A 23,344-nucleotide genomic window follows, 5' to 3' on the forward strand; every position below is an offset into this window, starting at 1 on the left:
GTGGTCTTTTTTATTTACCACTCATTAATCTTATTACTATCTAACTTTACGAATATAAAGAGCAGAATAGTAAAGCCCCAAAGTCCTGAGCCACCATAACTAAAAAAGGGTAGTGGGATTCCGACAGTTGGTATTAAGCCCATAACCATACCAATGTTAATCGTAAAATGGACAAGTAAGATTGAAGCCACACCATAACCATAAACACGGCTAAATTGTGATTTCTGAGCTTCTGCAAGATATAGTATTCTAACAATAAGCATTACAAATAGGAGTACAACGAAACTTGTACCCATAAATCCCCATTCTTCACCAACGGTACTAAAAATATAATCGGTGTGTTGTTCTGGTACAAATTTACCTGTAGTTCTTGTGCCTTGAAGAAATCCTTTTCCTGTAAGACCACCAGAACTAATAGCGTGTTCTGACTGAATAAGGTTGTAGGCTTCTACTTTTTTCATTCGTTCAAGCTTGGTAGGGTCTTTTTCTAAACGTAACCAAAGACTAATTCTATTTTGTTGGTGTGGCTGTAAGGCATGTTCGTAAAACAATTTTACACCATAAGAAAATACTACACAAGCAACAAGAATAGCAATATGTTTAATAAGTGAACCTCGTTTTCTCTTTCTTAAAAAATAGGAAGTGAAGATGATAATTGCAGCGATAATTGCAGTAATTAAAACACCGAATTTTAATCCAACTACAGCAAGTATAATTAGGCTTATAGCTATCGTTAAATATACTTGTTGTAAGCCTTCTCTATAAAAGACAAAGAAAAAAGATAAATATACAATTGTACTACCTGCATCATTTTGAAGTAAAATTAATAGCGCAGGAGTGAAGATTATTGCAACGACACTAATTTGATCTTTAATGGTCTGCATGTTAGTTTGCAGATCACTCATATATCTTGCAACAGCAAGAGCTGTTGCAAATTTAGCAAACTCACTAGGTTGAATAGTCATACTACCAATACCATACCATGAGCGCGCTCCATTAACTTCTTTTCCAAAAATGAATAAACCAACTAAGGTAAGCATGGCGACCAGGTAAATAACGCTCGCAAATTGTTCGTAAAATTTAGCTTCTACCGAAAGGATTAGTACAATAAGAACAAAGGTTAGTCCAATAAACATCATGTGTTTACCGTAAAGCTGATCGGTATCAAAATAACTCGTAATTTCACCTATATGTGAAGCCGATAAAATATTAAGAAACCCAAAACCTACTAATAATAAAAATAGAATAATAGTAATCCAATCGAACTTAAAGTGTCTTTGATTTGCTCTTAGCATGTAAATTTATAATTTTAAGTCGCTTGTTTCTGGTAGTTCTACAGCATAATTGTCAATAACCTGAAGTTGTGAGCCTCTATTAATTTGAAAAGGTTCACCAGAATAAGGTTTTTTGTATTCGTTCTCAAGACTATGAGTTAAAATCCAACTTTCTAAATCTGTTCGTGTAATATTACCATTAATGTATTTTTCAATCATTAAAGTTGCCATTTTACCAGCAAAGCGACTTCCCCAATAGCCATTTTCTACAAAGATAGCGAGTGCGATTTTAGGATTGTCTTTAGGTGCAAAAGCTACAAAAATAGAATGATCTGTAAGTTGTGTTTTTACACTGTCTATTTTTATATAGTTTTCTGCAGTTCCTGTTTTACCGCAAATATCTATGCCTGGTACTTTTAAAGATTGTGCTGTTCCGTAATTATAAACATCAAACATTCCTTGTACAACGGGTTCAAAATTTTCTTTATCTATCGTTGTGTATTTTGGTGTTGTATATTTTTTAGGGATAGTATCTCCTTCAATATTTTTTATAATATGGGGAGTATAATAGAACCCGCGATTAGCAATTGCAGCTGTCATATTAGCGAGTTGAATAGGTGTTGTTTCAACTTCTCCTTGACCAATAGCATTAGAAACTATATACGTTGATCCCCAACGATTATCACCATAAGCTCTATCGTAATAATCCCCATCAGGTATTCTTCCTTTTCGACCAACAGACAAGTCATTATTTAAAAAGTTACCTAAACCAAAACTTTTAGCGTGGTTAGCCCAAACGTTCATTCCAACTCCTGCATCATCATATTTATCTATGATTTTTCGATAGACATGAACAAAGTAGCCATTACAGGATTGAGAAATACCCCAATTCATATTTGTAGGATTGCTGTGGTGGTGACAACCTGTTAGTTTTCTGCTACCATAATAATAGCCCATTCTACAAGTGTAAGTGTCATTTACATCAATAACACCTTCTTGTAAGCCAATAAGCGCATTTATTACTTTAAAAGGCGAACCTGGTGCATATTGAGCTAATAATCCTCTATCGTATAAAGGTTTTGCAATAGTATCGTAATGTAGTTTTGTGTAGTTTTTAGATCTATTTCTTCCAACTAAATCATTTGGGTTATAGCTAGGACCTGTCACCATTGCTAATATTTCACCTGTACTTGGATCAATGGCTACAATTCCACCTCGTTTGTGCTTCATTAACAACTCACCATAAGCTTGTAATTCTGCATCAATGGTAATTGTAATATCCTTTCCTGGTTTTGGTAAGGTATCATAGATACCATCTTTATATGGGGCAATATTTTTGTTAAATCTGTCTTTTTGAATAAACTTAATTCCTTTAACACCTCTCAATACATTTTCATAGGTTTTTTCGACACCTTGGTTTCCTATTAAATCTCCTAATTTATAGTAAGGTTGTTTTTCAATTATAGAGCGATTAACTTCTCCGATATCCCCTAAAACATTAGCTCCAATTGTTGTTTGATAAGAACGAAGTGAACGTTTTTGAATATAAAACCCTTCAAATTTTCTCATTTTCTCTTGAAGAACAGCATAATCTTTTTTTGAAAGCTGAGGTACAAAAGGAGATGGAAGTCTAGGGGAATACGTTGTGGCTCTTTGTAGTTTATTATCGTAATCTTCTCTTGTTATTTTTAAAAGTTTACAAAATTCATCAATTTCTAATGAATCTAAAGGGGCCACTTCTCTAGGGATAACCATAACATCATAAGATGGCTGGTTGGCAACTAAAAGTTCTCCATTTCTATCGTAAACATATCCGCGTTTTGGGTAGTTGTATTCTTTTTTGATGGCAATATCTTCAAATATATTATACGCAGAATTATCATAAACTTGAAGATAAAATAAACGTGCTATAAAAACAAGGCCAACAAGAATAACAGTGGAGATTAATAACAGTTTTCTCATTTTCGGTTTCGACTAAATAAAATTATAATTAATACACTAAGTATTATAGTGAAAATACTAGAGAATAACGTCTTCTTCAAGATTAATAGTATTTCAGAAACGTTAAAAACTTCTAAAGAGAATAGAATTAAGTGATGAAGAATTGTACCTATCGTAATATAACTAATTAAGATTCCGATTTCTGTAGCATTAAATTTTATAGATTGATGCTCGTAGAGCATTCCGAAAGAACTTTTTAAAATTAAGGGGCGTGCATAAGCTAAACTCACAGCTGCTGCTGCATGCACACCTCCAGAGTCTGAAAATAAATCGACTAATAAACCAAGTAAAAAACTTATAAAAAGGAACAGTAGTCGTTCATCTTTAACAGGATATAGAAATATAAAAATAATATATATGTAAGGGTTTATGTATCCTAAAAAGTTAATATGATTACATATGATCACCTGAATTAGAAGGAGTAAAATAAACCGAGCGATATTTGTACCAGTAACATTATTCATCACTTTTGTTTTCTAATGAATTAATTTCATTGCTGTCTAAATTTTCTAAAATGTAAACAGTTCCAACATTAGTCATGTCATTAAACAGTCTAACTTCTATTGTGTAAGTGTCTCCACTGATGTCTGTTTTAAAACTATCAATTGTACCAATGCCAATGCCTTTAGGGAAAATTGAAGATTCACCACCTGTTACAATTGTATCGCCTTCTTTAATAGGTGCAAATTGAGACACATCTTCTAGTTGTACAAAAACAGGAGATTTTCCATTCCATGTTAATGACCCAATATGGTTAGAAGATTTAAGTTGTGCGTTAATTTGACTTTTATGATTTAATATGGACAGTGTTCTAGAGTAATTTTTAGAGGTATTATCAATAATACCAATAATACCGTTAGAGGTTATAACACCAAAATCTTGTTTTACACCATCATTTTTACCTTTATTTAAAGTTAAATAATTATTGGTTAATGAATAGCTGTTTTTATAGACTTCAGCAGTTGTAACACGATATTTAGATTTTTGATACGTTGTATCTATAAAAGATGAATCCTTTACAACAGATGAATTAAGCAGTTGTTCTCTTAAAATTCTGTTTTCTTCAGCAAGAATGTCGTTTTCTGTTTTTAAGTTAAAATATTGATCAACAGAATTCATTGTACCATAGACTCCGCCAGTTAAAACATTAGCTGAGTTTATAAATTTACTTTTATGATACGAATGTGACTGAATTGTTAGCGTTAAGGCTATACTTAAAAGCAATAAAAACAACAGAAAGGTTTTGTTTCTTATAACAAAATTGAATATTTGTTGCATTATTTACTTCTTATTTAATCAATATGCTTTTGTATTTAGATAGGCTTTTAAGTACGATTCCTGTACCTCTAACTACGGCTCTTAAAGGGTCTTCTGCAATATATACAGGTAGATCTGTTTTTTGAGATAGTCGTTTGTCTAAACCTCTTAACATTGATCCTCCTCCAGCTAAATAGATTCCGGTGTTATAAATATCAGCGGCTAATTCGGGAGGTGTTTGAGATAAAGTTTCCATTACAGAATCTTCAATTCTTAGAATAGATTTATCTAAAGCTTTAGCAATTTCACGGAATGAAATTTGAACTTGTTTAGGCTTACCTGTTAATAAATCACGTCCTTGAACGCTCATATCTTCTGGAGGTAATTCTAAATCTTCAGTTGCAGCACCAATCTGAATTTTTATTTTTTCAGCAGTTCTATCTCCAACATATAAGTTATGTTGGGTTCTCATATAATAAATAATATCGTTTGTAAATACATCACCTGCAACTTTTACAGATTTATCACAAACAATTCCTCCAAGAGCAATAACTGCAATTTCGGTGGTACCACCTCCGATATCAACAATCATATTTCCTTTAGGTTGCATAATATCTACACCAATACCAATAGCAGCTGCCATAGGTTCGTGTATTAAATAGACTTCTTTTCCGTTAACACGTTCACAAGATTCTTTTACAGCACGCATTTCTACTTCTGTAATACCAGAAGGAATACAAACTACCATACGTAAACCAGGATTGAAAAATTTCTTTTTCAATGCAGGTATATTTTTAATAAACATGCTTATCATCTGCTCTGAAGCATCAAAATCAGCAATAACTCCGTCTTTTAGAGGACGAATCGTTTTTATGTTTTCGTGAGTTTTTCCTTGCATCATGTTGGCCTCTTTACCAACTGCTATGATTTTTCCGCTAATGCGGTCTCTGGCAACTATCGATGGATTATCTACAACAACTTTGTCGTTATGGATAATTAATGTATTTGCTGTTCCTAAATCTATGGCTATTTCTTCTGTAAGGAAATCAAAAAATCCCATGTGCTATTCTTAAATTATTTGGGTTATTTGTGTCTAAATTAATGAGACTATTCGTAAATGTAGTGAATTATACGATATTTCTATGATAATAGACACTTATTGATATACTTTTTTTCTTTTTATTTAAAATTAAAAAGAACCTAGAATCAAAAATGTGATTCTAGGTTCTAAAATAACTTCTTTTTTATGTTTTTTAATGCTTAAAATGACGTGTTCCGGTAAATACCATAGCAACATCATTATCATTACAATAGCTAATACTTAATTCATCTTTTATAGATCCTCCTGGTTGAATCACAGCAGTAATACCAGCGTTATCAGCGATCTCTACACAATCTGGAAAAGGGAAAAATGCATCACTCGCCATTACAGCTCCTTTTAAATCAAATTTGAAAGATTGTGCTTTATGGATGGCTTGGTTTAAAGCATCAACTCTACTTGTTTGTCCTGTTCCACTAGCACATAATTGTTTGTTTTTTGCTAAAACAATAGTGTTGGATTTAGTATGCTTACAGATTTTAGAAGCAAATATTAAGTCATCTAATTCTTCTGCAGTTGCCGTTGTTTTTGTTACAGCTTTTAAACCTTCAAGTGTATCTGTAATATTATTTCTATCCTGAACTAAAACACCATTTAAACAACTTCTTACATTTGTTTTTGGCATTTCAATATCTTTCAAGATTAAAAGAATTCTGTTTTTCTTTCCTTTTAAGATCTCTAATGCTTCATCTGAAAAAGAAGGAGCAATTACGACTTCACAAAATAATTTATGAATCTCTTCTGCAGTAGCAACATCAATTTCAGTATTACTAATTAAAACACCACCAAAAGCAGAAACAGGATCTCCTGCCAATGCATCTACATAGGCTTGGTGTAACGTATCACGTTGTGCTAAACCACAGGCGTTATTATGTTTTAATACCGCAAATGTTGGAGCATCGTTTTTAAATTCTAGCATTAAATTTACAGCAGCATCAACATCTAAAAGATTGTTGTAACTTAATTCTTTACCATGTAATTTTGTAAAAATCTCATCAAAATCACCGAAGAAAAATCCTTTTTGATGTGGGTTTTCACCATATCGTAAAACTTTTCCGTTATTTTCTGAAATTTTTAAAGTTGGTATTTCTTGATTTTTGTTGAAATAATTAAAAATCGCTGAATCATAATGAGAAGAAACATTAAATGCTTTTGCAGCAAATTGTTTTCTATCATCTTCAGATGTTTCACCGTTTTTAGTTTCTAATAACTCTAAAAATTCAGCATAATCATCAACAGAAGAAACACAAGTAACATCTGCATAATTTTTAGCAGCAGCTCTAATTAAAGAAATTCCTCCGATATCAATTTTTTCAATAATATCTTGGTTGCTTGCACCTGAAGCTACCGTTTTTTCAAAAGGATATAAGTCTACAATGACTACATCGATTTGTGGGATCTCAAATTCTTTTAATTCAGCAACATCACCTTCGTGATTTTGACGATTTAAAATACCTCCAAAAACTTTAGGGTGTAATGTTTTTACACGACCACCAAGAATTGATGGGTAAGATGTAACATCTTCTACGGGTACGACATTTATACCTAAATCTTTAATGAACTTTTCTGTTCCACCTGTGGAATAAATTGTAACGTTAAGATCGTTTAATTTTTTTACAATAGGCTCTAATCCTTCTTTACTAAAAACAGAAATTAGTGCCGATGAAATGGTTTTGTTACTCATAATGTTGTGTTGTATGTTGTATTGTGATTTCGAAGGCGCAAAAATACGCATATTCAGAGTTATAGTTTTGACGAAAAACGAGTTTCTTTCAATTTTTTGTAACAATAAATTGTTGAAAACGTCCTATATTTAAAATGTTGAATTTATTTGTGCTTTTATTTCATAAGAAATAGAGTAAATTGAGATAAGTTTATCATAAAAAACAACTTTTACATGCTGGTCTATTTACGTTTACTAAAAGAGAGTTTTTCATTTGCATTAAATGCACTTCGGAACAATAAACTCAGAACATTTTTGTCTCTTTTAGGTGTAACTGTTGGTATATTTTCCATTATAGCTGTGTTAGCAGCGGTAGATTCTTTAGATAAGACCATAAGCTCACAATTAAGTTCTTTAGATAGTAATACAATGTATGTTGTTAATCGCTCTTTTGGGCCATCAGATGTACCACGTTGGCAAAGAGAAACTTTTGACCAGGTCTCTTATAATGAATATAAAAGTTTAAAGTCTTCATTGACAGAAGTAGATCATGTGGCTTTACAATTAGGCGTAAAACGTGAAAATATTAGATATGAATCTGAATTAGTTAGTAGTGTAAATACTGTTGTTGTTTCAAGTGAGTTTACAGATATTCAGGTTTTAGAATTTGAAAAAGGAAGATTTTATAATGAATCGGAGTCTAATTCTGGTAAAGCCGTTGTTGTTATAGGTTCTGAAATTGCTAAATCTCTTTTTGGAGAATTAGAACCTATAGGAAAGAAAGTAAGATTATACGGGCAGAAGTTTACGGTTATCGGAGTTGTTAAAAAAGAAGGTTCTGGCTTATTTGGTGATAGTAATGATATTTCTATTTTTCTACCAGCTAACTATTATAGAAATAGATATGGTGATAATAATCCTTATACAATGTATATGGCAATTATTAAACCTAAAAAAGATGCAGATATAGAAGGGTTAAAAGCTGAGATAACTCAAATTATGAGATATAAAAGAGGTTTAAAACCAGATGATATAGATACCTTTTTTATAAACATTATAGCAGGTTTACAAGGTGCTATTGATGAAATGTTAGGAATGCTAAACTTAATAGGTTGGGTAATAAGTGGTTTTTCTCTTTTAGTTGGAGGCTTTGGTATTGCTAATATTATGTTTGTAAGTGTTAAAGAGCGTACCAATCTTATTGGAATCCAAAAATCATTAGGCGCTAAGAATAAATTTATATTATTTCAATTTTTATTTGAAGCTGTAATTTTAGCTGTTGTAGGAGGCGTCGTAGGTTTATTTCTGGTTTGGATAGGAACTTTAATAGGAAGTAGTCTTACCGAAGATTTTGAGTTTGTACTTTCAATACAAAACATGTTACTTGGATTTTTTATCTCTTCTATAATTGGTCTTGTTTCAGGTGTGATTCCTGCTTTAAGAGCCTCTCGTTTAGATCCGGTTGAAGCTATTAGAACAGGAATGTAAGTTTTAGTAAAGGTTTATAATAAAGAAGCAACCTTCTTACAAACATATTCTAAAAAGCGTTCATCAGCCTCAGTAAAAGGATCTGGAGTGCTAGAGTCAATATCTATTTGTCCAACATTTTCACCTTTTACAAAAATTGGGATAACAATCTCTGCTTTTACACTAATGCTGCAAGCAATGTAATTATTTTGAGCAGCGACATCTGGAACTACAAAATTTTGATTACTTATAGCAACTTGGCCGCAAATCCCTTTTCCAAATGGAATTATAACGTGATCTGTAGGTTCACCAACGTAAGGTCCTAACTTTAATTCGTCTTTATTTCCATTTTTAAAGTAAAAGCCAACCCAATTGTAATAGCTTATGTTGGATTCTAGAGCTTCACAGATTTTTAATAAACGTTGATCAACACTAAGGTTTTCTTGAGAAATAATTGATTTAACTTCTGATTTTAAGTTTTGAAATGTCATAGTAAAATTGATGAATGTTTAATTAAATAAAAACTTTTTGCAAAAGTATCTAAAATACACTATTTTAAATTACCGTTTTTATAAATTTATCACCAAACTAATAACAGGGTAATTTTGAAAGCACTTTTAAGGAAATATAAGTCAGTTATTCGATTTATAGTCAAGTTTTTACTTGTCTATGGCGTCTTGATTGTCGGATATAATTTGTATTTAAATATATCTGATGGTAGTAGGTACTATCCAGATTATTTAACAAATTTAGTTGCTGAGCAAACTAATTCTGTAATGAATACCATAGGCTACGATTCTCAGGTTTTACCACATCCTGACGAACCTTCAATGAAAGTTATAATCAATGGGAAATATATAGCAAGAATCATTGAAGGATGTAATGGTGTAAGTGTTATTATATTGTTTTTATCTTTTATTATTGCTTTTTCAGGAAAATTAAAAACAACTATATTATTTGGTTTAGCCGGAAGCATCATGATATATGCTTTCAATCTCATAAGGATCGTAATTTTATCTATAGGATTGTATCACTATCCTTGGAGGCGAGATATTTTACATACTGTAATATTTCCAATGCTTATTTATGGAGCAATTTTTTTACTTTGGATGATTTGGGTAAATCGATTTTCAAATAATAAAAAAAGAGATGAGTAATTTTTTAAAACTATTATTAATCGGAATTCTAGTCTTACTCTTAGTATTAATCAGAGCTTTTGAAGATGTGTTATTTTACGATCCGTACTTAACTTTTTTTGAAAACGATTATTTGTATTTAGATAGTCCAAGACGAGAAATAGCAAAACTTGTTTTGTCTACAACATTTCGTTTTTTATTGAATACAATTATTTCTTTAGGTATTTTATTTGTTATTTTTAGAGATGCTAGTATTATTAAATTTTCAGTTTTAATATATACCGTTGCTTATGTGTTATTGCTAATTCCTTTTTTATACTTTGTTATTAATCCACGCCAAGAAGATTACTATTTGTTTTTTAATATCAGACGCTTTTTAATTCAACCTTTAGGTGTTATTTTATTGTTGCCAGCATTTTATTATTACAGACAGAATCGTTAATACTCTAATATTTGATTATATTGTATTCAAGAATTTTGTAATTTTACACTGTGAAATTTTCAAACACACATAAAATTTTTTCAATTGCTTTATCATTTTTGGTATTGTTTTCAACGTTGTCATTAACGATTGAGAAGCATTTCTGTGGAGATACTTTAATCGATGTAGCCATATTTTCAGAAGCTGAAATATGTGGAATGCAAGATATGAAGATGGATCAAGATGGCATGGTAGAAAAATCATGCTGTAAAAATGAGAAAGAAGTTATTAAAGGTGTCAATAAATTAGTTACAAAATCATTTGACGACTTTCATGATGTACAAAAGCTAGTGCTTATAGCTTATAGTTATTCTTACATTAATCTTTTTGAAGAGTTACCTAATGCTGTAATTCCTCATAAAAACTATTCACCACCCAAACTCATCAAAGACATATATGTTTTAGATGAAACTTACCTTATTTGATAGTGTATAACCCTTAAAAAAGGAGGCACATACTTATGTGCTATTAGTTATACATACATATCAAATAAATGAAAAAAACATATTTTATTATAAGTTTTGTGTTATTGTCTTACGTGGCAATTGCACAAGAACAATTAACAGGTACTATATTAGAAACAAGTAGTACAAAAGAAATGCCGCTACCTGGCGCCAATGTATATTGGTTAGATTCGTCTATTGGAGCTATCACAGCAGAGGACGGAACATTTTCGTTACCCTATAAGTTTTCTTATAACAAATTAGTTATAAGTTATGTTGGTTTTAAAACCGATACGATTACTATAAATGAAAATAAAAACATTAGACACGTACTTCAGGCAAGTGAAGAATTAGATGCTGTAGAAATTTCATCTCGTAAACAAGCTACACGTAAATCTTATTTACAAGCTACAAATACATTTACCGTAACGAGTGACGAATTATTAAAAGCAGCTTGTTGTAATCTTGCAGAGAGTTTTGAAACCAATCCTTCTATTGATGTTAATTTTGCAGATGCCGTTTCTGGGACACGACAAATTAAAATGTTAGGATTAACATCACCTTATATATTAATTGCTACCGAAAATATTCCTGCAATTAGAGGTGCTTCTCAAGCTTATGGGCTAAGTTTTATTCCTGGTACTTGGGTAGAAAGTATTCAAATTACAAAAGGAACAGGAAGTGTTGTTAATGGTTTTGAAAGTATTGCAGGCCAGATTAATGCTGAATTAGTAAAGCCAACTACAGATGATAAATTGTTTGTAAATCTTTATGGGGCATCTAGTGAACGATTAGAATTAAATACACATTTCAATACAAAGGTATCGGATAAGTGGAGTACAGGTTTGTACTTACACGGTAACACACATCAAGAAAAACATGATGTAAATGATGATGGATTTATGGATATGCCCATCTATAATCAGATAAATGTAATGAACCGTTGGCAGTATACTAATCCCGAAAAAGGATTGGTAAGTTTTATTAATTTAAGATACTTAAATGACGAAAAACAAGCCGGACAAGTTGATTTTGATCCTGAAACAGATAAAGGAACGACTAACTTTTGGGGAAGTGAAATAGATACTGAACGTTTTGAGGTTACAACAAAATTAGGGTATGTAAACCCTGAAATTCCTTACCAAAGTATTGGTTTTCAAACCGCTTTTAGTCATCATAAACAAGATTCTTATTTTGGGTTAAACTTATATGATATTCAGCATAATAGCTTTTATTCTAATATAGTTTACAATACCATTATTTCAGATTCGCGCCATAAAGTGAAAACGGGTGTAAGCTTTACATACGATCATTATGATGAATTGGTAAACACAACTGCTTACGAACGAACAGAAAACTCAGTTGGTGGTTTTTTTGAATATGCTTACGATAATTTAGATAAGCTAACCATGACGGCAGGAGTAAGGGTAGATCAGCATAATAAATTAGGCTTTTTTGTAACGCCGCGTTTACATGTTCGTTATACACCTTGGGAAAAATCAGCTTTGAGAGCGTCTATAGGAAGAGGGAAACGAAGTGCTAATATTTTTGCTGAAAACCAAAATATGTTTTCAAGCTCTAGGCAGATTAATATATTAAGCTCTGGTGGTGAAATTTATGGACTAGATCCAGAAATCGCATGGAATTACGGTATAAGTTATTTGCAAGGCTTCAATTTATTTGATAGAAAAGCAGATGTTACTTTCGATTTTTACAGAACAGATTTTCAGAATCAAGTGGTTGTAGATTGGGAAAATCCTTATGAAGTTAATTTCTATAATTTAGATGGAGATAGTTACGCTAATAGCTTTCAATTTGAATTTAATTATAATGTGTTTAAAGGTTTTGACATACGGACCGCATATAAGTTCTATGATATTAAAACAGATTATAACTCAGGTGAATTAGAAAAACCATTAATACCAAAGCATCGTGTGTTTGCTAATGCGTCTTACGAAACAGAGGTTAAAACAAATGGTGCACATTGGAAGTTTGATACGACTTTTAATTGGTTAAGTGCACAGCGTTTTTCTAGTACAGATTTAAGTCCTTCTCAATACCAAGTATCAGATAAAACACCAACAATAGGAACTCTTAATTTACAAGTTACTAAGGTATTTTCTCCTCAGTTTGAATTATATTTAGGTGGAGAAAATGTAACAAACGTAAGACAAGATAATCCTGTTATAAGTGCAGATAATCCATTTGGCTCTAATTTTGATAGTAATTTTGTGTATGGTCCAATTTATGGAAGTATGTATTACGCAGGGTTGCGATTTAGAATGAATTAGTATATCTCTGTGATTGCAGAAAAAGTTTATAAATAAAAAATCAATTTAAAAAGAACTAGTTTCCTGTCTTCTCAGGACTAACAAAAAACAAAACAATATGAAAAAAGTAATTTTAATCTTTTCGCTATTATTAACAACAATAGCATTTGCTCAAAATAAAAATGCAAAGGCAAGTATTGAAGTAGATGGTGTTTGCGGGATGTGTAAAGAACGTATCGAAAAAGCAGCGATAAGAACAAAAGGTGTAAAGTCTGCAGTTTGGACTATTAAAACACATGAGTTAAAATTAATTTACGATGCGCGTAAAACAGATTTAGAGACGATTTCCAAGCAAGTTGCTTCAGTTGGTCATGATACCAAAGAAATAAAAGCAACAAAAGAACAATATAACTCTGTTCACCCTTGTTGTCGCTATCGTGATGAAGCGGTAATTGACGACCATAAAGACGAGTAATAGAATAAAATCAATAATTTTAAAAAAGCCTGAATTTTAAATTCGGGCTTTTTTATGCAGTGTTGTTACTAAACAATACCTTTGAAATACTCATTTATTAAAAGTTGAATATCGCTTATGAAAACTAAATTACACATATTCAAAATTGTAGCTAAACATTTGAGTTTTACCCAGGCAGCGGAGCAATTATTTATTTCTCAACCTGCGGTTTCAAAGTCCATAAAGAATTTAGAAGAAGAATATAAAACAACCTTTTTTGTAAGAAAACGCAATTCAATAGAGCTTACAGAAGAAGGAAAGTCGTTTCTGTTATATGTCAATAAAATATTAGCCATCTATTCTGAAATGGAAGAACAATTTCTTCATAAGAAAGAGATATTCCCAGATTTTGTAAGCTTCGGAGTTAGTACAACGCTTTCAAACTATATTATACCAAAAGTAATTGCCAAGTTTAGAATTCAGTTTCCTCAAACTAAATTTGAGATTATTAGTGATAATTCATCTCATATAGAAGATTTGTTATTGAATGAAGATATTGATTTTGGTATTACTGAAGGCCGAACTAACAATTCTAAATTGCATTTTGAAAAATTTATAAAAGATGAAATTGTTTTAGTAACCAATGTGAATAATAATACATTTAAAAAAGGAAGTATTGATATTGAAACATTACAAACAATTCCTTTAATAGAGCGCGAAAAAGGATCGGGTACAAAAGCTGTAATTGAAGAGTTTTTAAAACAAAACGGCATAAAAACGTTGAATACTGTTGTTTCTCTAAGTAGTACAGAAGCTATAAAAAATTATTTATACCACTCAGATCATTACGCATTGCTTTCAGTCAGTGCTATTAATAATGATCTACTGCATAATAAATTAAAAATAATAGACATTACAGATCTAAGTATAGAACGTTGGTTTTACTTTGTGAAGCGAACAGGGTATCAATCGAGTAATATTCTGTTTTTTGAAAATTTCATTAGAAACAACTATAACTTTTAGTTATTTGTGATAACAAATTAATGTCCTTAATAGTTATTTCTTAAAGTTACTTTTGTATCAAATAATAAAAGATATGAAAACTTCTTTTTCAAAAATAATTTACGCCCTATTAATTGTATCTGCCCTTTTAGGATGGTTAAATAGTCCTACGGCATTAGTTTTAGGGTTTGTATTTACCTTGATTTTTAATAATCCATTTCAATCTTTTAGTCACAAAGCGATAAATTATCTGCTGAAAATTTCTGTAGTAGGTTTAGGTTTTGGAATGTTACTTAAAGAAACACTAGAAACAAGTAAAGAAGGTTTAGGGTTAACAGCATTTTCAATCTTCTTAACCGTAGGGTTAGGTTTGTCTCTTACAAGAATATTAAAAGTAGATTTAAAATTGGGTCACCTTATTACTTCAGGAACCGCTATCTGCGGAGGTAGTGCTATAGCTGCAATTTCACCGGTTATTAAGGCGAAAAGTAAAACGATTAGTATTGCTTTAGGAATTGTATTTCTATTAAACTCTATAGCTTTATTTGTTTTTCCTGCGTTGGGACATTTATTAAACTTAACGCAAGAGCAATTTGGGTTATGGTGTGCCGTTGCTATACATGACACCAGTTCTGTAGTAGGCGCTGCAATAGGTTACGGTGATGAAGCTCTAAGAATAGCAACAACAGTAAAGTTATCGCGAACTTTATGGATTATTCCATTATCAATTTTTTCAATGTTCCTTTTTAAAACGAAAGGAGAAAAAATTAAAATACCTTACTTTATTATCCTGTTTATCGGAGCTATTATAATAAATAGTTATCATATTTTACCTGAACCAGCAACAAATTTTATTGTTACAATGTCTAAACGTTTATTAATTGCTACGTTGTTTCTTGTAGGGGCTACAATTTCAGTGAAAGATTTAAAATCCTCAGGAGTTAAACCAATTATTTTAGCTTCTTCATTATGGATTTTTATCTCAATATTTTCATTAATTTATATTCTGAATTTGAATATTTATGAATAAAGTATTTAATCTTTTTAGAGTTGAAAAGATCGATTTAAAAAGTACCAACAACACCAATAGTACTCATGCCAGCACTAATACGCCAGCTTACAGTTTTTGGTTTCGAGTCTGAATAAGAATTATTTCCAGTCATAAAATTATCAATACTATCTACAACGATTACACTTATAGCCATACCTAAACCAACATCACTTAACCAATGTGCTTCTTCCCATAATCTTGAAATAGGAGCGATAGAACCAATAGCATAAATACCAGATTTAACCCAAATATTACTAAATTGTTTGGCTATAGAGTGTGCCATGGTAAATGATAAAACACTATGTCCAGATGGAAATGAATGAAAACCAGGTTTGTTACTGAATGGTTCAAACTCATTATAGTCACCACTGTTTGGTCTTGCTCTACCAACAACCGTTTTAGAAATAGATTGAATAATTCCTGTAGTAATTGCAGACGAAAAGATTAATACACCAGTTTTTCTTACTTTTTCATTATCTGTTAATAGACCAAAGCCATAAATACCTGTAGAAACCATAAAGAAGTTTTGTGGACTCCCAAAGTACCAACCAAAGTCTTTTAAGACTTGTGGAGCACCAACGCCTTGTTTATAAAAAATACGATTAGCTTCTTTATCACTTAAATATAATAAACTGGTACCAGCAACCACACCACCTAATGTAGCAAAATCTTTACCTTTCCAGCTTAAAGGTCTCGTAAAAGAATGCCCAATACCTTTGGCTGTTATTTTAGCATCGTACTTTAAATTGTTCCAAGCTTTACCTGTTTTAGAAATTGTTGAGGTAGAATCAGTTTGAGAAAAGAGCGATAAGGATACTAATGAGAATAAACATAAAATTGTGATCTTATTTATTACTTCAGTCATAATATTTATTAGTGTTTAAAAAAGGACAAATATAATAAAGCCTCTGATTTTCATCAAAGGCTTTAAATTATAATTGTACAAAGTCAATTATTTATAATAAGTGTTACGCTTACATCATGCCTGGCATTCCGCCTCCGCCCATTGGCATTGCAGGTGCATCTTCTTTAATATCTATTAAAGCACATTCTGTAGTTAAGATCATACCAGCTACTGAAGCTGCATTTTCTAAAGCAATACGAGTTACTTTCTTAGGATCAATGATACCAGCTTTAAGCATATCTACGTAAGTTTCAGATTTAGCATCGTATCCAAAATCTTTTTTACCTTCTAATACTTTATTGATAACAACAGAACCTTCACCACCAGCATTTTCTACAATAGTACGTAATGGAGCTTCAATTGCTTTGTTTACGATTTGTACACCTGTAGTTTCGTCTAAGTTTTCAGTTGAAATCTTTTCTAAAACTTGTTTAGCGCGCACTAAAGCAACACCACCACCAGCAACAATACCTTCTTCTACTGCAGCACGAGTAGCATGTAAAGCATCATCAACACGGTCTTTCTTTTCTTTCATTTCAACTTCAGATGCAGCACCAACATAAAGTACAGCAACTCCACCAGCTAATTTAGCTAAACGTTCTTGAAGTTTTTCTTTATCGTAATCAGAAGTCGTCGTTTCAATCTGAGCTTTAATCTGGTTCACACGAGCCTTGATATCTTCAGCTTTACCTTCTCCATTAACAATTGTTGTATTGTCTTTGTCGATTGTTACTGTTTCTGCTGTACCTAACATAGAAAGATCTGCATTTTCTAAAGAAAAACCTCTTTCTTCAGAGATAACAACACCACCTGTTAAGATAGCGATATCTTCTAACATTGCTTTACGTCTGTCACCAAAACCAGGAGCTTTAACCGCTGCTATTTTTAATCCACCACGTAATTTGTTTACAACTAAAGTTGCTAAGGCTTGTCCTTCTACATCTTCTGCTATGATTAATAATGGACGACCAGATTGTGCTACAGGTTCTAATATTGGAAGAATTTCTTGTAAGTTAGAAATCTTTTTGTCGAATAATAAAATGTATGGATTTTCTAAATCAGCAATCATTTTATCAGAATCTGTAACGAAGTAAGGAGATAAGTAACCTCTGTCAAACTGCATACCTTCCACAACGTCAACGTAAGTTTCCATTCCTTTAGCTTCTTCAACAGTGATAACACCTTCTTTACCAACTTTACCAAAAGCCTTAGCGATTAAATCACCGATAGTATCATCGTTGTTTGCAGAAATTGCAGCAACTTGTTTAATTTTATCAGAATCACTACCAACTTTTACAGCTTGTTTTTCTAAATCTTTAATGATAGCCTCAACAGCTTTGTCAATACCACGTTTTAAATCCATTGGATTTGCACCAGCAGCAACATTTTTAAGTCCTTCCTTAACAATAGCTTGTGCTAAAACGGTAGCAGTAGTTGTACCATCACCAGCTAAATCATTAGTTTTAGAAGCAACTTCTTTTACCATTTGCGCTCCCATGTTTTCAAGCTCGTTTTCAAGCTCAATTTCTTTCGCTACAGAAACACCATCTTTAGTGACTTGTGGTGCACCAAATGATTTTCCGATAATTACATTACGACCTTTTGGGCCTAAAGTTACTTTTACTGCATTTGCTAAAGCATCAACACCACGTTTTAAACCGTCGCGTGCTTCAATATCAAATTTTATATCTTTTGCCATAATTTATTTTATTTGTAATTTCTACTATTGCAGAAATCAATTTATTTTTAATTAGAGAATTTAATTATGCTTTTTGAGATTCTGCAATTAAATAATTGCTAAAATATCGCTCTCACGCATCATTAAATAGTCTGTTCCTTCTAATTTAAGGTCAGTTCCTCCATATTTTCCGTAAAGTACAGTATCTCCAACTTTTACCGTTAAAGGTTCGTCTTTTTTACCATTTCCAACAGCAACAACAGTCCCTTTTTGTGGTTTTTCTTTTGCATTATCTGGAATAATGATACCTGAAGCTGTTTTTGTTTCAGCTTGCATAGGTTCTACAAGAACGCGATCTGCTAAAGGTTTAATGTTTAAACTCATTACTATATGTTTTTTAGTTAATTATTTTATTTGTAATTAATAATATTCGAAAATTATGCCAATAGAGAATATCTGACAAAGTTTCAGATACGTCTGCCGAAATTTGTGGGCATAAAAAAAGCCAACTTAAATAAGTTGGCTAAATATTTTTTGAAGAGTAACGTTTTAGTTATTCTGCAGTAGTATCGTTTGTTACTGGTGCAGTTGGTGTTACAGGCATTTCTGTAGCTTCATCTGCATCGTATGCTTTAGATTCAGTTCCACCACCAGATCCGATAGTTAAATTAGATGTTAAGATTAAAACAATTAATGCTGTAGCTAAAAACCATGTACTTTTATCTAAAAAGTCACCTGTTTTCTTTACACCACCTAATTGTTGAGTTCCACCACCACCAAATGATGATGATAATCCTCCACCTTTAGGGTTTTGTACCATAATTACTACGATAAGTAAAAAGGCAACGATTACGATTAGGACTAGGAATATTGTAAATGCACTCATCTTTATATTGTATTATTATCTTTTAATTCTTTTACCAATTTTATTTGGTGTGCAAAGAAACTACTTTTTTCTGGATATTTCAAACTTAAAATTTTGTAAGATTGAATTGCCTTATCATAGTTCTTTTGTTCTAAATAAATCCGAGCTAAAGTTTCAGTCATTAAACTGTCTGAAATGTCGCTGTCATTGTTAACTAGTTTGGGTTTTGGAGCATTTTTAGACACTGGTTTAATCTTAGGATTATCACTTATAAATTTGTCTATAATGGCTAATTTATTTTGTAGAGGAGTCTGTGTTTTTTGTTTTAACTCTTCATTTTTAGGTTTATTCTCTACTTTTGTTTCTGCTTCTTCACGTACAATGGGTTTAAAACTTGTAATTTTTAACCATTGAGAAAAAGAATGATTTTCAGATTTATCAAACTCTAAGGGCTTACCAATGTTGAGTTCTTTTTCTAGAGTGTTATTTTTAACATTCTTAGTGATGATTGAATCTTCAATACTTCCTGTTTTAACTTCTAATTTTATTGGAGGCATTGGTTTTACTTCAAATAAATTAGGGTCTAAAACACCTTCGGTTGCTTTAATTTGTTCTTTTAAAACATCATCTATAGTTACACTTTTATGAACCGAAATATCTTCAATAGTGTTGACTTCAACCGACTTAATGTCTTCAATATTTTTCTTAATCTGTTCTGATATTGCATTCTGATTAAAAACTTCAGATGTAATATAATCAAATAAAATGCTACGATCTGTGGTGTGTGCAGCTGTTGTTTTTAAAGTGTTATTGTACTTATAACTTTCTTTTTGCTTTAAACCTTTGAGATATAATGCTCTTAAAGGTTGAAAATAAGGGTGTTCTTTAATTGCCGAAGCAAGTACCTCGGTTTGAGATGCTGTAACGGCTTCTGGGTGCTGTAATAGATATGTAAGTTCTTGAAGCTGCATAATATTACCAATCTGCTAAAGAAGCATTAAGAATATCTTGAGTTAATCGTTCTAATATTTCATCAAAAGCTGTAGCTTTTATGCTACCTGAAAGTTGGTCTGCTGCAGGATAATCATAATAGAATGAAAATCTGCGTTCAAAATCTTTCTCTTCATCTTTAGTGTTTATATAACGTACATTAACGCTGATAGTAAGTCTGTTTTGGGCAGCTGTGTTATCTGCTGTAGCTGTCATTGGAGAAATACGATATTCTACAATTTCACCTTCATATATAACCTCGCCACCTGATGATACCAAACCTGCACTTGTTTGATTTAATATATAATCTTGAAGTGAATTAGTGAATAATTGGTCTAAACCAGGCTCTATAATATCTGCGGTATTCTGAAAGAAATTGACTTGAAATGATTCTGGTGTGTCTGTTATTCCTGTAAATGAATAGTTGACTTTACAGCTAATGCATGCAAGGCAAATGGCAGTTATTATAATGTATTTGAAAGTATTCATGCTTTATGTATTTAATCTTTTAGAGATATATGCTTAAGAATTTTATTGTTTCTTAAATCAACTTTATATTAAACTGAATTAAGATTTTTTTAGTGTTATTAAGATTGTAAACTTATCTTAAAGATCAAATTGTTTAATTTTTCTATAAAGAGTTCGTTCACTTATGCCTAACTCAGCAGCTGCTAATTTACGTTTTCCGCTGTGGCGTTCTAAAGATTTTTTAATTAACTCTAGCTCTTTATCGTGCAAGGATAATGTTTCCTCTTCTTCAATTTCTTCAGCAAAATCGTATTTGTCCTCAAAACTTGAAATAGTTTCTTCAGATCTGTCTGTATGTGTATGTTCTGGTATTGATAAAACTTCTAAATCTTCAACAGCTGCTTCAAATTCTTCATCTTTTTCCTCACCGTAAATTTTCTGAATTAAATGCTCGTTTTCTTTTTGGACATCAGTATCACTTCCTTTTTTCATGAGTTCCATGGTGAGTTTTTTTAGATCATTAAGATCACTCTTCATGTCAAATAAAACTTTATACAAAATTTCTCGCTCACTACTAAAGTCGCTTTCAGATTTTGAGTTATTAACTACAGCGGGTAGGTTATTGTTGTTATTTGGTAAATAATTTTGAAGTGTAACACCATTAATGGTCCGGTTTTGTTCTAAAACAGAAACTTGCTCGGCTACATTTCGTAATTGACGAATATTACCATTCCAGCGATATTTTAAAAGTGAAACAACTGCTTCGTCTGTTAACTTTACAGTTGGCATTTTATATTTAAGAGCAAAGTCGCTAGCAAATTTTCTAAACAATAAATGAATATCTTCTTTACGATCCCTTAGTGGTGGTAAATTGATTTCAACAGTACTTAGTCTATAATATAGATCTTCTCTAAATTTTTCTTTTTTTATGGCTTCAAACATATTAACGTTTGTAGCTGCTACAATTCTAACATTTGTTTTTTGAACCTTACTAGAACCTACTTTTATAAATTCGCCATTTTCTAAAACACGTAGTAAACGCACTTGTGTTGTTAATGGAAGTTCTCCAACTTCATCTAAAAAAATAGTTCCTTCATCGGCAACTTCAAAATAACCAGATCGGGTAGATGTGGCACCTGTAAAAGCTCCTTTTTCATGCCCAAATAATTCACTATCAATTGTACCTTCTGGTATAGCTCCACAGTTAACAGCAATATATTTACCGTGTTTTCTATGTGATAATTGATGAATTATTTTAGGAATACTTTCCTTACCCACACCACTTTCTCCAGTAACAAGTACGGAAATGTCAGTAGGAGATACTTGTATCGCTTTTTCTATTGCGCGATTAAGTTTTTGGTCGTTTCCTATAATGCCGAAACGTTGTTTTATGGCTTGTATGTTTTCCATATGCTATTCATAATATAAATCCATTGACGTAATGCCAGGGTTATATGGGTTTTCGTTCGTTATTCTTGTTGATAGACCATTTTCTTGTATATAAGTAGCTTCATAATTTCTAGCACTAGATTCGGTAATCGAACCAAATTCAGAGGTAGTGCTAAAAGAAGTCCTTAATTTTTTTCCAAAAAAGAAAAAATTACTTAAGTCAGTATATATTGAATCTCCATAATCTAAAATCATATTTGTATAAATATTTTGATATGAGTCATCAAATGGGTTTAAAACACCTTCTTGATTGTAAGTAAATGTTGTTTCAGAAATGATATAATTATTTGGATCTAAAGAATAAGTTTGTTCTGTGTCAATATTATAACCTAAAATTCTTTCTGAACTAGTGGATAATAAGTTTTCAAAATTAGAATCATACTCAAAAACTTGTAAGGTATAATGTGCAGTATTGTCATTTACTCTTGTATACCGTTCCATTGAAACTAGGACACCTTCGTTATTTAAAATAAGTTTTTTAGTAAAAAGACCTGGTGGTTGTGTACCATCATATGTGTAAATTATATTTTCTTCGTAAACAACACTATAGCTGTAGTCATCTTGATATGTTTGGGTTTTTAAAACATTAGAAATTTTATTATTCGTATAGGTGTAATATATATTTATATCTTGATCGTCTGCAATAAATATTTGTGTTAGATATCCTTCATTATCGTAATAATGCTTGTGATATACTAAACCATTAGAAGGGAATGTAGTTTCATTAAATCGTTCTCCTTCATTGGTGAAAGAAAATTTTCTATGATAAGTACCATAAGTTCCTGTGAATACTTCTTTTAATTTAGTCCCTGCACCATTAAAATCAGTCGGGTCTAATAGATCTGTATTATCTTCAATCTCTCTACCATTGTTTATGCCGTCATTGTCACAATCTACATATAGTAACCATGATAATGCAGGCTCTGAATCTTGATTAGCGTAAACGAAATCACATTGATTAAGTAGATCAGTGCCATCAATAATTTCTTGGGCATTAGTTACTCCATCAAAGTCACAATCGCTATTTAGCCAATTAGAAGAAGGTTCTAAGGTTTGATCTTCAAAAATAAATGAGCAATCTTGAAGAGGACTTGTACCATTATCTTCAACAGTATCATTTCCATCTGGGTCTAATTCTTTCCAGTTGCTTACACCATCTCCATCACAGTCATGATTCTTCCATGTATTTGAGACAGAAGGATAATATTGACTATTCATTAAAAAATCACAAGGATTATTAGGGTCGGTATTATCTACTGCTTCCTGCTGGTTTGTTACACCATCTCCATCTAGATCATCTGGGTTTATTTGCTCTACACCTTCATTAGAATCATCAGTTTGACAAGCTGTGACTAGCATCAGTAGGCAAAAAAATAAAACTATTTTTTTCAT

General features: G+C 31.6%; 23 protein-coding genes. 8 read left to right on the top strand and 15 right to left on the bottom strand.

Annotation, left to right across the window (positions count from 1 at the left end; all coding sequences use genetic code 11):
• Nucleotides 1–14: 14 nt before the first annotated feature.
• From rodA to purH, 6 genes are all read right to left on the bottom strand, one after another.
• Entirely contained in the window at nucleotides 15–1,295 is a 1,281-nt protein-coding gene (gene rodA / locus HSX10_RS06205; RefSeq protein WP_173587335.1) for a rod shape-determining protein RodA, read from the bottom strand.
• A 6-nt stretch (nucleotides 1,296–1,301) separates the two neighbouring features.
• Nucleotides 1,302–3,236, bottom strand: a complete 1,935-nt coding sequence (locus HSX10_RS06210) for a peptidoglycan D,D-transpeptidase FtsI family protein (RefSeq protein WP_173587336.1) — start codon at nucleotides 3,234–3,236, stop codon at nucleotides 1,302–1,304.
• Nucleotides 3,233–3,739 carry a rod shape-determining protein MreD gene (locus HSX10_RS06215; RefSeq protein WP_173587337.1) on the bottom strand — a complete coding sequence of 169 codons (507 nt, stop codon included), beginning with the start codon at nucleotides 3,737–3,739 and terminating at the stop codon, nucleotides 3,233–3,235. Before HSX10_RS06215 ends, HSX10_RS06210 begins: the two co-directional genes overlap by 4 nt.
• Entirely contained in the window at nucleotides 3,732–4,553 is an 822-nt protein-coding gene (gene mreC, locus HSX10_RS06220; protein ID WP_173587338.1) for a rod shape-determining protein MreC, read from the bottom strand. Before mreC ends, HSX10_RS06215 begins: the two co-directional genes overlap by 8 nt.
• Before the next feature lie 10 nt (nucleotides 4,554–4,563).
• Nucleotides 4,564–5,592: a rod shape-determining protein gene (locus HSX10_RS06225; protein WP_173587339.1), complete on the bottom strand. Its 1,029-nt coding sequence runs from the start codon at nucleotides 5,590–5,592 to the stop codon at nucleotides 4,564–4,566.
• A 193-nt stretch (nucleotides 5,593–5,785) separates the two neighbouring features.
• Nucleotides 5,786–7,315, bottom strand: a complete 1,530-nt coding sequence (purH, locus tag HSX10_RS06230) for a bifunctional phosphoribosylaminoimidazolecarboxamide formyltransferase/IMP cyclohydrolase (protein WP_173587340.1) — start codon at nucleotides 7,313–7,315, stop codon at nucleotides 5,786–5,788.
• Nucleotides 7,316–7,528: 213 nt separating this feature from the next.
• Between purH and HSX10_RS06235 the strand changes: the two genes are divergently transcribed.
• Entirely contained in the window at nucleotides 7,529–8,782 is a 1,254-nt protein-coding gene (locus HSX10_RS06235) for an ABC transporter permease (RefSeq protein ID WP_173587341.1), read from the top strand.
• Between the two features lie 14 nt (nucleotides 8,783–8,796).
• Here the strand turns inward: HSX10_RS06235 and HSX10_RS06240 are convergent, their stop codons facing one another.
• Nucleotides 8,797–9,252 (bottom strand): GAF domain-containing protein, encoded by a 456-nt coding sequence (locus tag HSX10_RS06240; protein ID WP_173587342.1) that lies wholly within the window; start codon nucleotides 9,250–9,252, stop codon nucleotides 8,797–8,799.
• A gap of 114 nt (nucleotides 9,253–9,366) precedes the next feature.
• Here HSX10_RS06240 and xrtF point away from each other — a divergent pair, with 114 nt between their 5' ends.
• The 7 genes from xrtF (at nucleotide 9,367) to HSX10_RS06275 (ending at nucleotide 15,577) form a co-directional block, all read left to right on the top strand.
• A complete protein-coding gene (gene xrtF / locus HSX10_RS06245) occupies nucleotides 9,367–9,918 on the top strand; it encodes an exosortase family protein XrtF (RefSeq protein ID WP_173587343.1) in 552 nt (183 codons plus the stop codon).
• Nucleotides 9,911–10,339 (top strand): exosortase F system-associated membrane protein, encoded by a 429-nt coding sequence (locus HSX10_RS06250; RefSeq protein ID WP_173587344.1) that lies wholly within the window; start codon nucleotides 9,911–9,913, stop codon nucleotides 10,337–10,339. The genes xrtF and HSX10_RS06250 overlap by 8 nt, the downstream gene beginning before the upstream one ends.
• A gap of 50 nt (nucleotides 10,340–10,389) precedes the next feature.
• Complete coding sequence (locus HSX10_RS06255) at nucleotides 10,390–10,803, top strand: HYC_CC_PP family protein (protein WP_173587345.1); 414 nt, start codon at nucleotides 10,390–10,392, stop codon at nucleotides 10,801–10,803.
• A 68-nt stretch (nucleotides 10,804–10,871) separates the two neighbouring features.
• Entirely contained in the window at nucleotides 10,872–13,112 is a 2,241-nt protein-coding gene (locus HSX10_RS06260) for a TonB-dependent receptor (RefSeq protein WP_173587346.1), read from the top strand.
• A gap of 97 nt (nucleotides 13,113–13,209) precedes the next feature.
• On the top strand, nucleotides 13,210–13,566 hold the full coding sequence (locus tag HSX10_RS06265) for a heavy-metal-associated domain-containing protein (protein ID WP_173587347.1): 357 nt from the start codon (nucleotides 13,210–13,212) through the stop codon (nucleotides 13,564–13,566).
• A gap of 117 nt (nucleotides 13,567–13,683) precedes the next feature.
• Nucleotides 13,684–14,568 (top strand): LysR substrate-binding domain-containing protein, encoded by an 885-nt coding sequence (locus HSX10_RS06270; protein ID WP_173587348.1) that lies wholly within the window; start codon nucleotides 13,684–13,686, stop codon nucleotides 14,566–14,568.
• Between the two features lie 73 nt (nucleotides 14,569–14,641).
• A complete protein-coding gene (locus HSX10_RS06275) occupies nucleotides 14,642–15,577 on the top strand; it encodes a YeiH family protein (RefSeq protein WP_173587349.1) in 936 nt (311 codons plus the stop codon).
• Between the two features lie 34 nt (nucleotides 15,578–15,611).
• Here HSX10_RS06275 and HSX10_RS06280 read toward each other — a convergent pair whose 3' ends face one another.
• The 8 genes from HSX10_RS06280 to HSX10_RS06315 form a co-directional block, all read right to left on the bottom strand.
• Complete coding sequence (locus HSX10_RS06280; RefSeq protein ID WP_173587350.1) at nucleotides 15,612–16,463, bottom strand: phosphatase PAP2 family protein; 852 nt, start codon at nucleotides 16,461–16,463, stop codon at nucleotides 15,612–15,614.
• A 109-nt stretch (nucleotides 16,464–16,572) separates the two neighbouring features.
• Nucleotides 16,573–18,201, bottom strand: coding sequence for a chaperonin GroEL (gene groL, locus HSX10_RS06285; RefSeq protein WP_173587351.1), 1,629 nt, complete (start codon nucleotides 18,199–18,201; stop codon nucleotides 16,573–16,575).
• A gap of 87 nt (nucleotides 18,202–18,288) precedes the next feature.
• The gene (locus HSX10_RS06290) at nucleotides 18,289–18,564 is read right to left on the bottom strand and encodes a co-chaperone GroES (protein WP_173587352.1); all 276 of its coding nucleotides are present in this window, start codon (nucleotides 18,562–18,564) and stop codon (nucleotides 18,289–18,291) included.
• 169 nt (nucleotides 18,565–18,733) lie between these two features.
• A complete protein-coding gene (secG, locus tag HSX10_RS06295) occupies nucleotides 18,734–19,066 on the bottom strand; it encodes a preprotein translocase subunit SecG (RefSeq protein WP_173587353.1) in 333 nt (110 codons plus the stop codon).
• Nucleotides 19,067–19,068: 2 nt separating this feature from the next.
• Nucleotides 19,069–20,016 carry a DUF8458 domain-containing protein gene (locus HSX10_RS06300; RefSeq protein WP_173587354.1) on the bottom strand — a complete coding sequence of 316 codons (948 nt, stop codon included), beginning with the start codon at nucleotides 20,014–20,016 and terminating at the stop codon, nucleotides 19,069–19,071.
• A gap of 4 nt (nucleotides 20,017–20,020) precedes the next feature.
• Nucleotides 20,021–20,524, bottom strand: a complete 504-nt coding sequence (locus HSX10_RS06305) for an LptE family protein (protein ID WP_173587355.1) — start codon at nucleotides 20,522–20,524, stop codon at nucleotides 20,021–20,023.
• Between the two features lie 117 nt (nucleotides 20,525–20,641).
• Complete coding sequence (locus HSX10_RS06310; RefSeq protein ID WP_173587356.1) at nucleotides 20,642–21,913, bottom strand: sigma 54-interacting transcriptional regulator; 1,272 nt, start codon at nucleotides 21,911–21,913, stop codon at nucleotides 20,642–20,644.
• A gap of 3 nt (nucleotides 21,914–21,916) precedes the next feature.
• Nucleotides 21,917–23,344 (bottom strand): hypothetical protein, encoded by a 1,428-nt coding sequence (locus HSX10_RS06315; protein ID WP_173587357.1) that lies wholly within the window; start codon nucleotides 23,342–23,344, stop codon nucleotides 21,917–21,919.

Origin of the sequence: Winogradskyella undariae, assembly GCF_013285155.1 — a bacterium.
In the GTDB taxonomy this organism is placed as follows: Bacteria; Bacteroidota; Bacteroidia; order Flavobacteriales; family Flavobacteriaceae; genus Winogradskyella; species Winogradskyella undariae.

Excerpts from the sequence above, each read along its gene's own strand:
- HSX10_RS06290 (WP_173587352.1), bottom strand. The coding sequence starts at position 18,564 with ATGAGTTTAAACATTAAACCTTTAGCAGATCGCGTTCTTGTAGAACCT.
- HSX10_RS06265 (WP_173587347.1), top strand. The coding sequence starts at position 13,210 with ATGAAAAAAGTAATTTTAATCTTTTCGCTATTATTAACAACAATAGCA.
- HSX10_RS06260 (WP_173587346.1), top strand. The coding sequence starts at position 10,872 with ATGAAAAAAACATATTTTATTATAAGTTTTGTGTTATTGTCTTACGTG.
- HSX10_RS06250 (WP_173587344.1), top strand. The coding sequence starts at position 9,911 with ATGAGTAATTTTTTAAAACTATTATTAATCGGAATTCTAGTCTTACTC.
- purH (WP_173587340.1), bottom strand. The coding sequence starts at position 7,315 with ATGAGTAACAAAACCATTTCATCGGCACTAATTTCTGTTTTTAGTAAA.
- HSX10_RS06235 (WP_173587341.1), top strand. The coding sequence starts at position 7,529 with ATGCTGGTCTATTTACGTTTACTAAAAGAGAGTTTTTCATTTGCATTA.
- HSX10_RS06310 (WP_173587356.1), bottom strand. The coding sequence starts at position 21,913 with ATGGAAAACATACAAGCCATAAAACAACGTTTCGGCATTATAGGAAAC.
- rodA (WP_173587335.1), bottom strand. The coding sequence starts at position 1,295 with ATGCTAAGAGCAAATCAAAGACACTTTAAGTTCGATTGGATTACTATT.
- HSX10_RS06300 (WP_173587354.1), bottom strand. The coding sequence starts at position 20,016 with ATGCAGCTTCAAGAACTTACATATCTATTACAGCACCCAGAAGCCGTT.
- HSX10_RS06280 (WP_173587350.1), bottom strand. The coding sequence starts at position 16,463 with ATGACTGAAGTAATAAATAAGATCACAATTTTATGTTTATTCTCATTA.
- HSX10_RS06215 (WP_173587337.1), bottom strand. The coding sequence starts at position 3,739 with ATGAATAATGTTACTGGTACAAATATCGCTCGGTTTATTTTACTCCTT.
- groL (WP_173587351.1), bottom strand. The coding sequence starts at position 18,201 with ATGGCAAAAGATATAAAATTTGATATTGAAGCACGCGACGGTTTAAAA.
- HSX10_RS06210 (WP_173587336.1), bottom strand. The coding sequence starts at position 3,236 with ATGAGAAAACTGTTATTAATCTCCACTGTTATTCTTGTTGGCCTTGTT.
- HSX10_RS06270 (WP_173587348.1), top strand. The coding sequence starts at position 13,684 with ATGAAAACTAAATTACACATATTCAAAATTGTAGCTAAACATTTGAGT.
- HSX10_RS06275 (WP_173587349.1), top strand. The coding sequence starts at position 14,642 with ATGAAAACTTCTTTTTCAAAAATAATTTACGCCCTATTAATTGTATCT.
- HSX10_RS06225 (WP_173587339.1), bottom strand. The coding sequence starts at position 5,592 with ATGGGATTTTTTGATTTCCTTACAGAAGAAATAGCCATAGATTTAGGA.
- secG (WP_173587353.1), bottom strand. The coding sequence starts at position 19,066 with ATGAGTGCATTTACAATATTCCTAGTCCTAATCGTAATCGTTGCCTTT.
- mreC (WP_173587338.1), bottom strand. The coding sequence starts at position 4,553 with ATGCAACAAATATTCAATTTTGTTATAAGAAACAAAACCTTTCTGTTG.
- HSX10_RS06315 (WP_173587357.1), bottom strand. The coding sequence starts at position 23,344 with ATGAAAAAAATAGTTTTATTTTTTTGCCTACTGATGCTAGTCACAGCT.
- HSX10_RS06305 (WP_173587355.1), bottom strand. The coding sequence starts at position 20,524 with ATGAATACTTTCAAATACATTATAATAACTGCCATTTGCCTTGCATGC.
- HSX10_RS06240 (WP_173587342.1), bottom strand. The coding sequence starts at position 9,252 with ATGACATTTCAAAACTTAAAATCAGAAGTTAAATCAATTATTTCTCAA.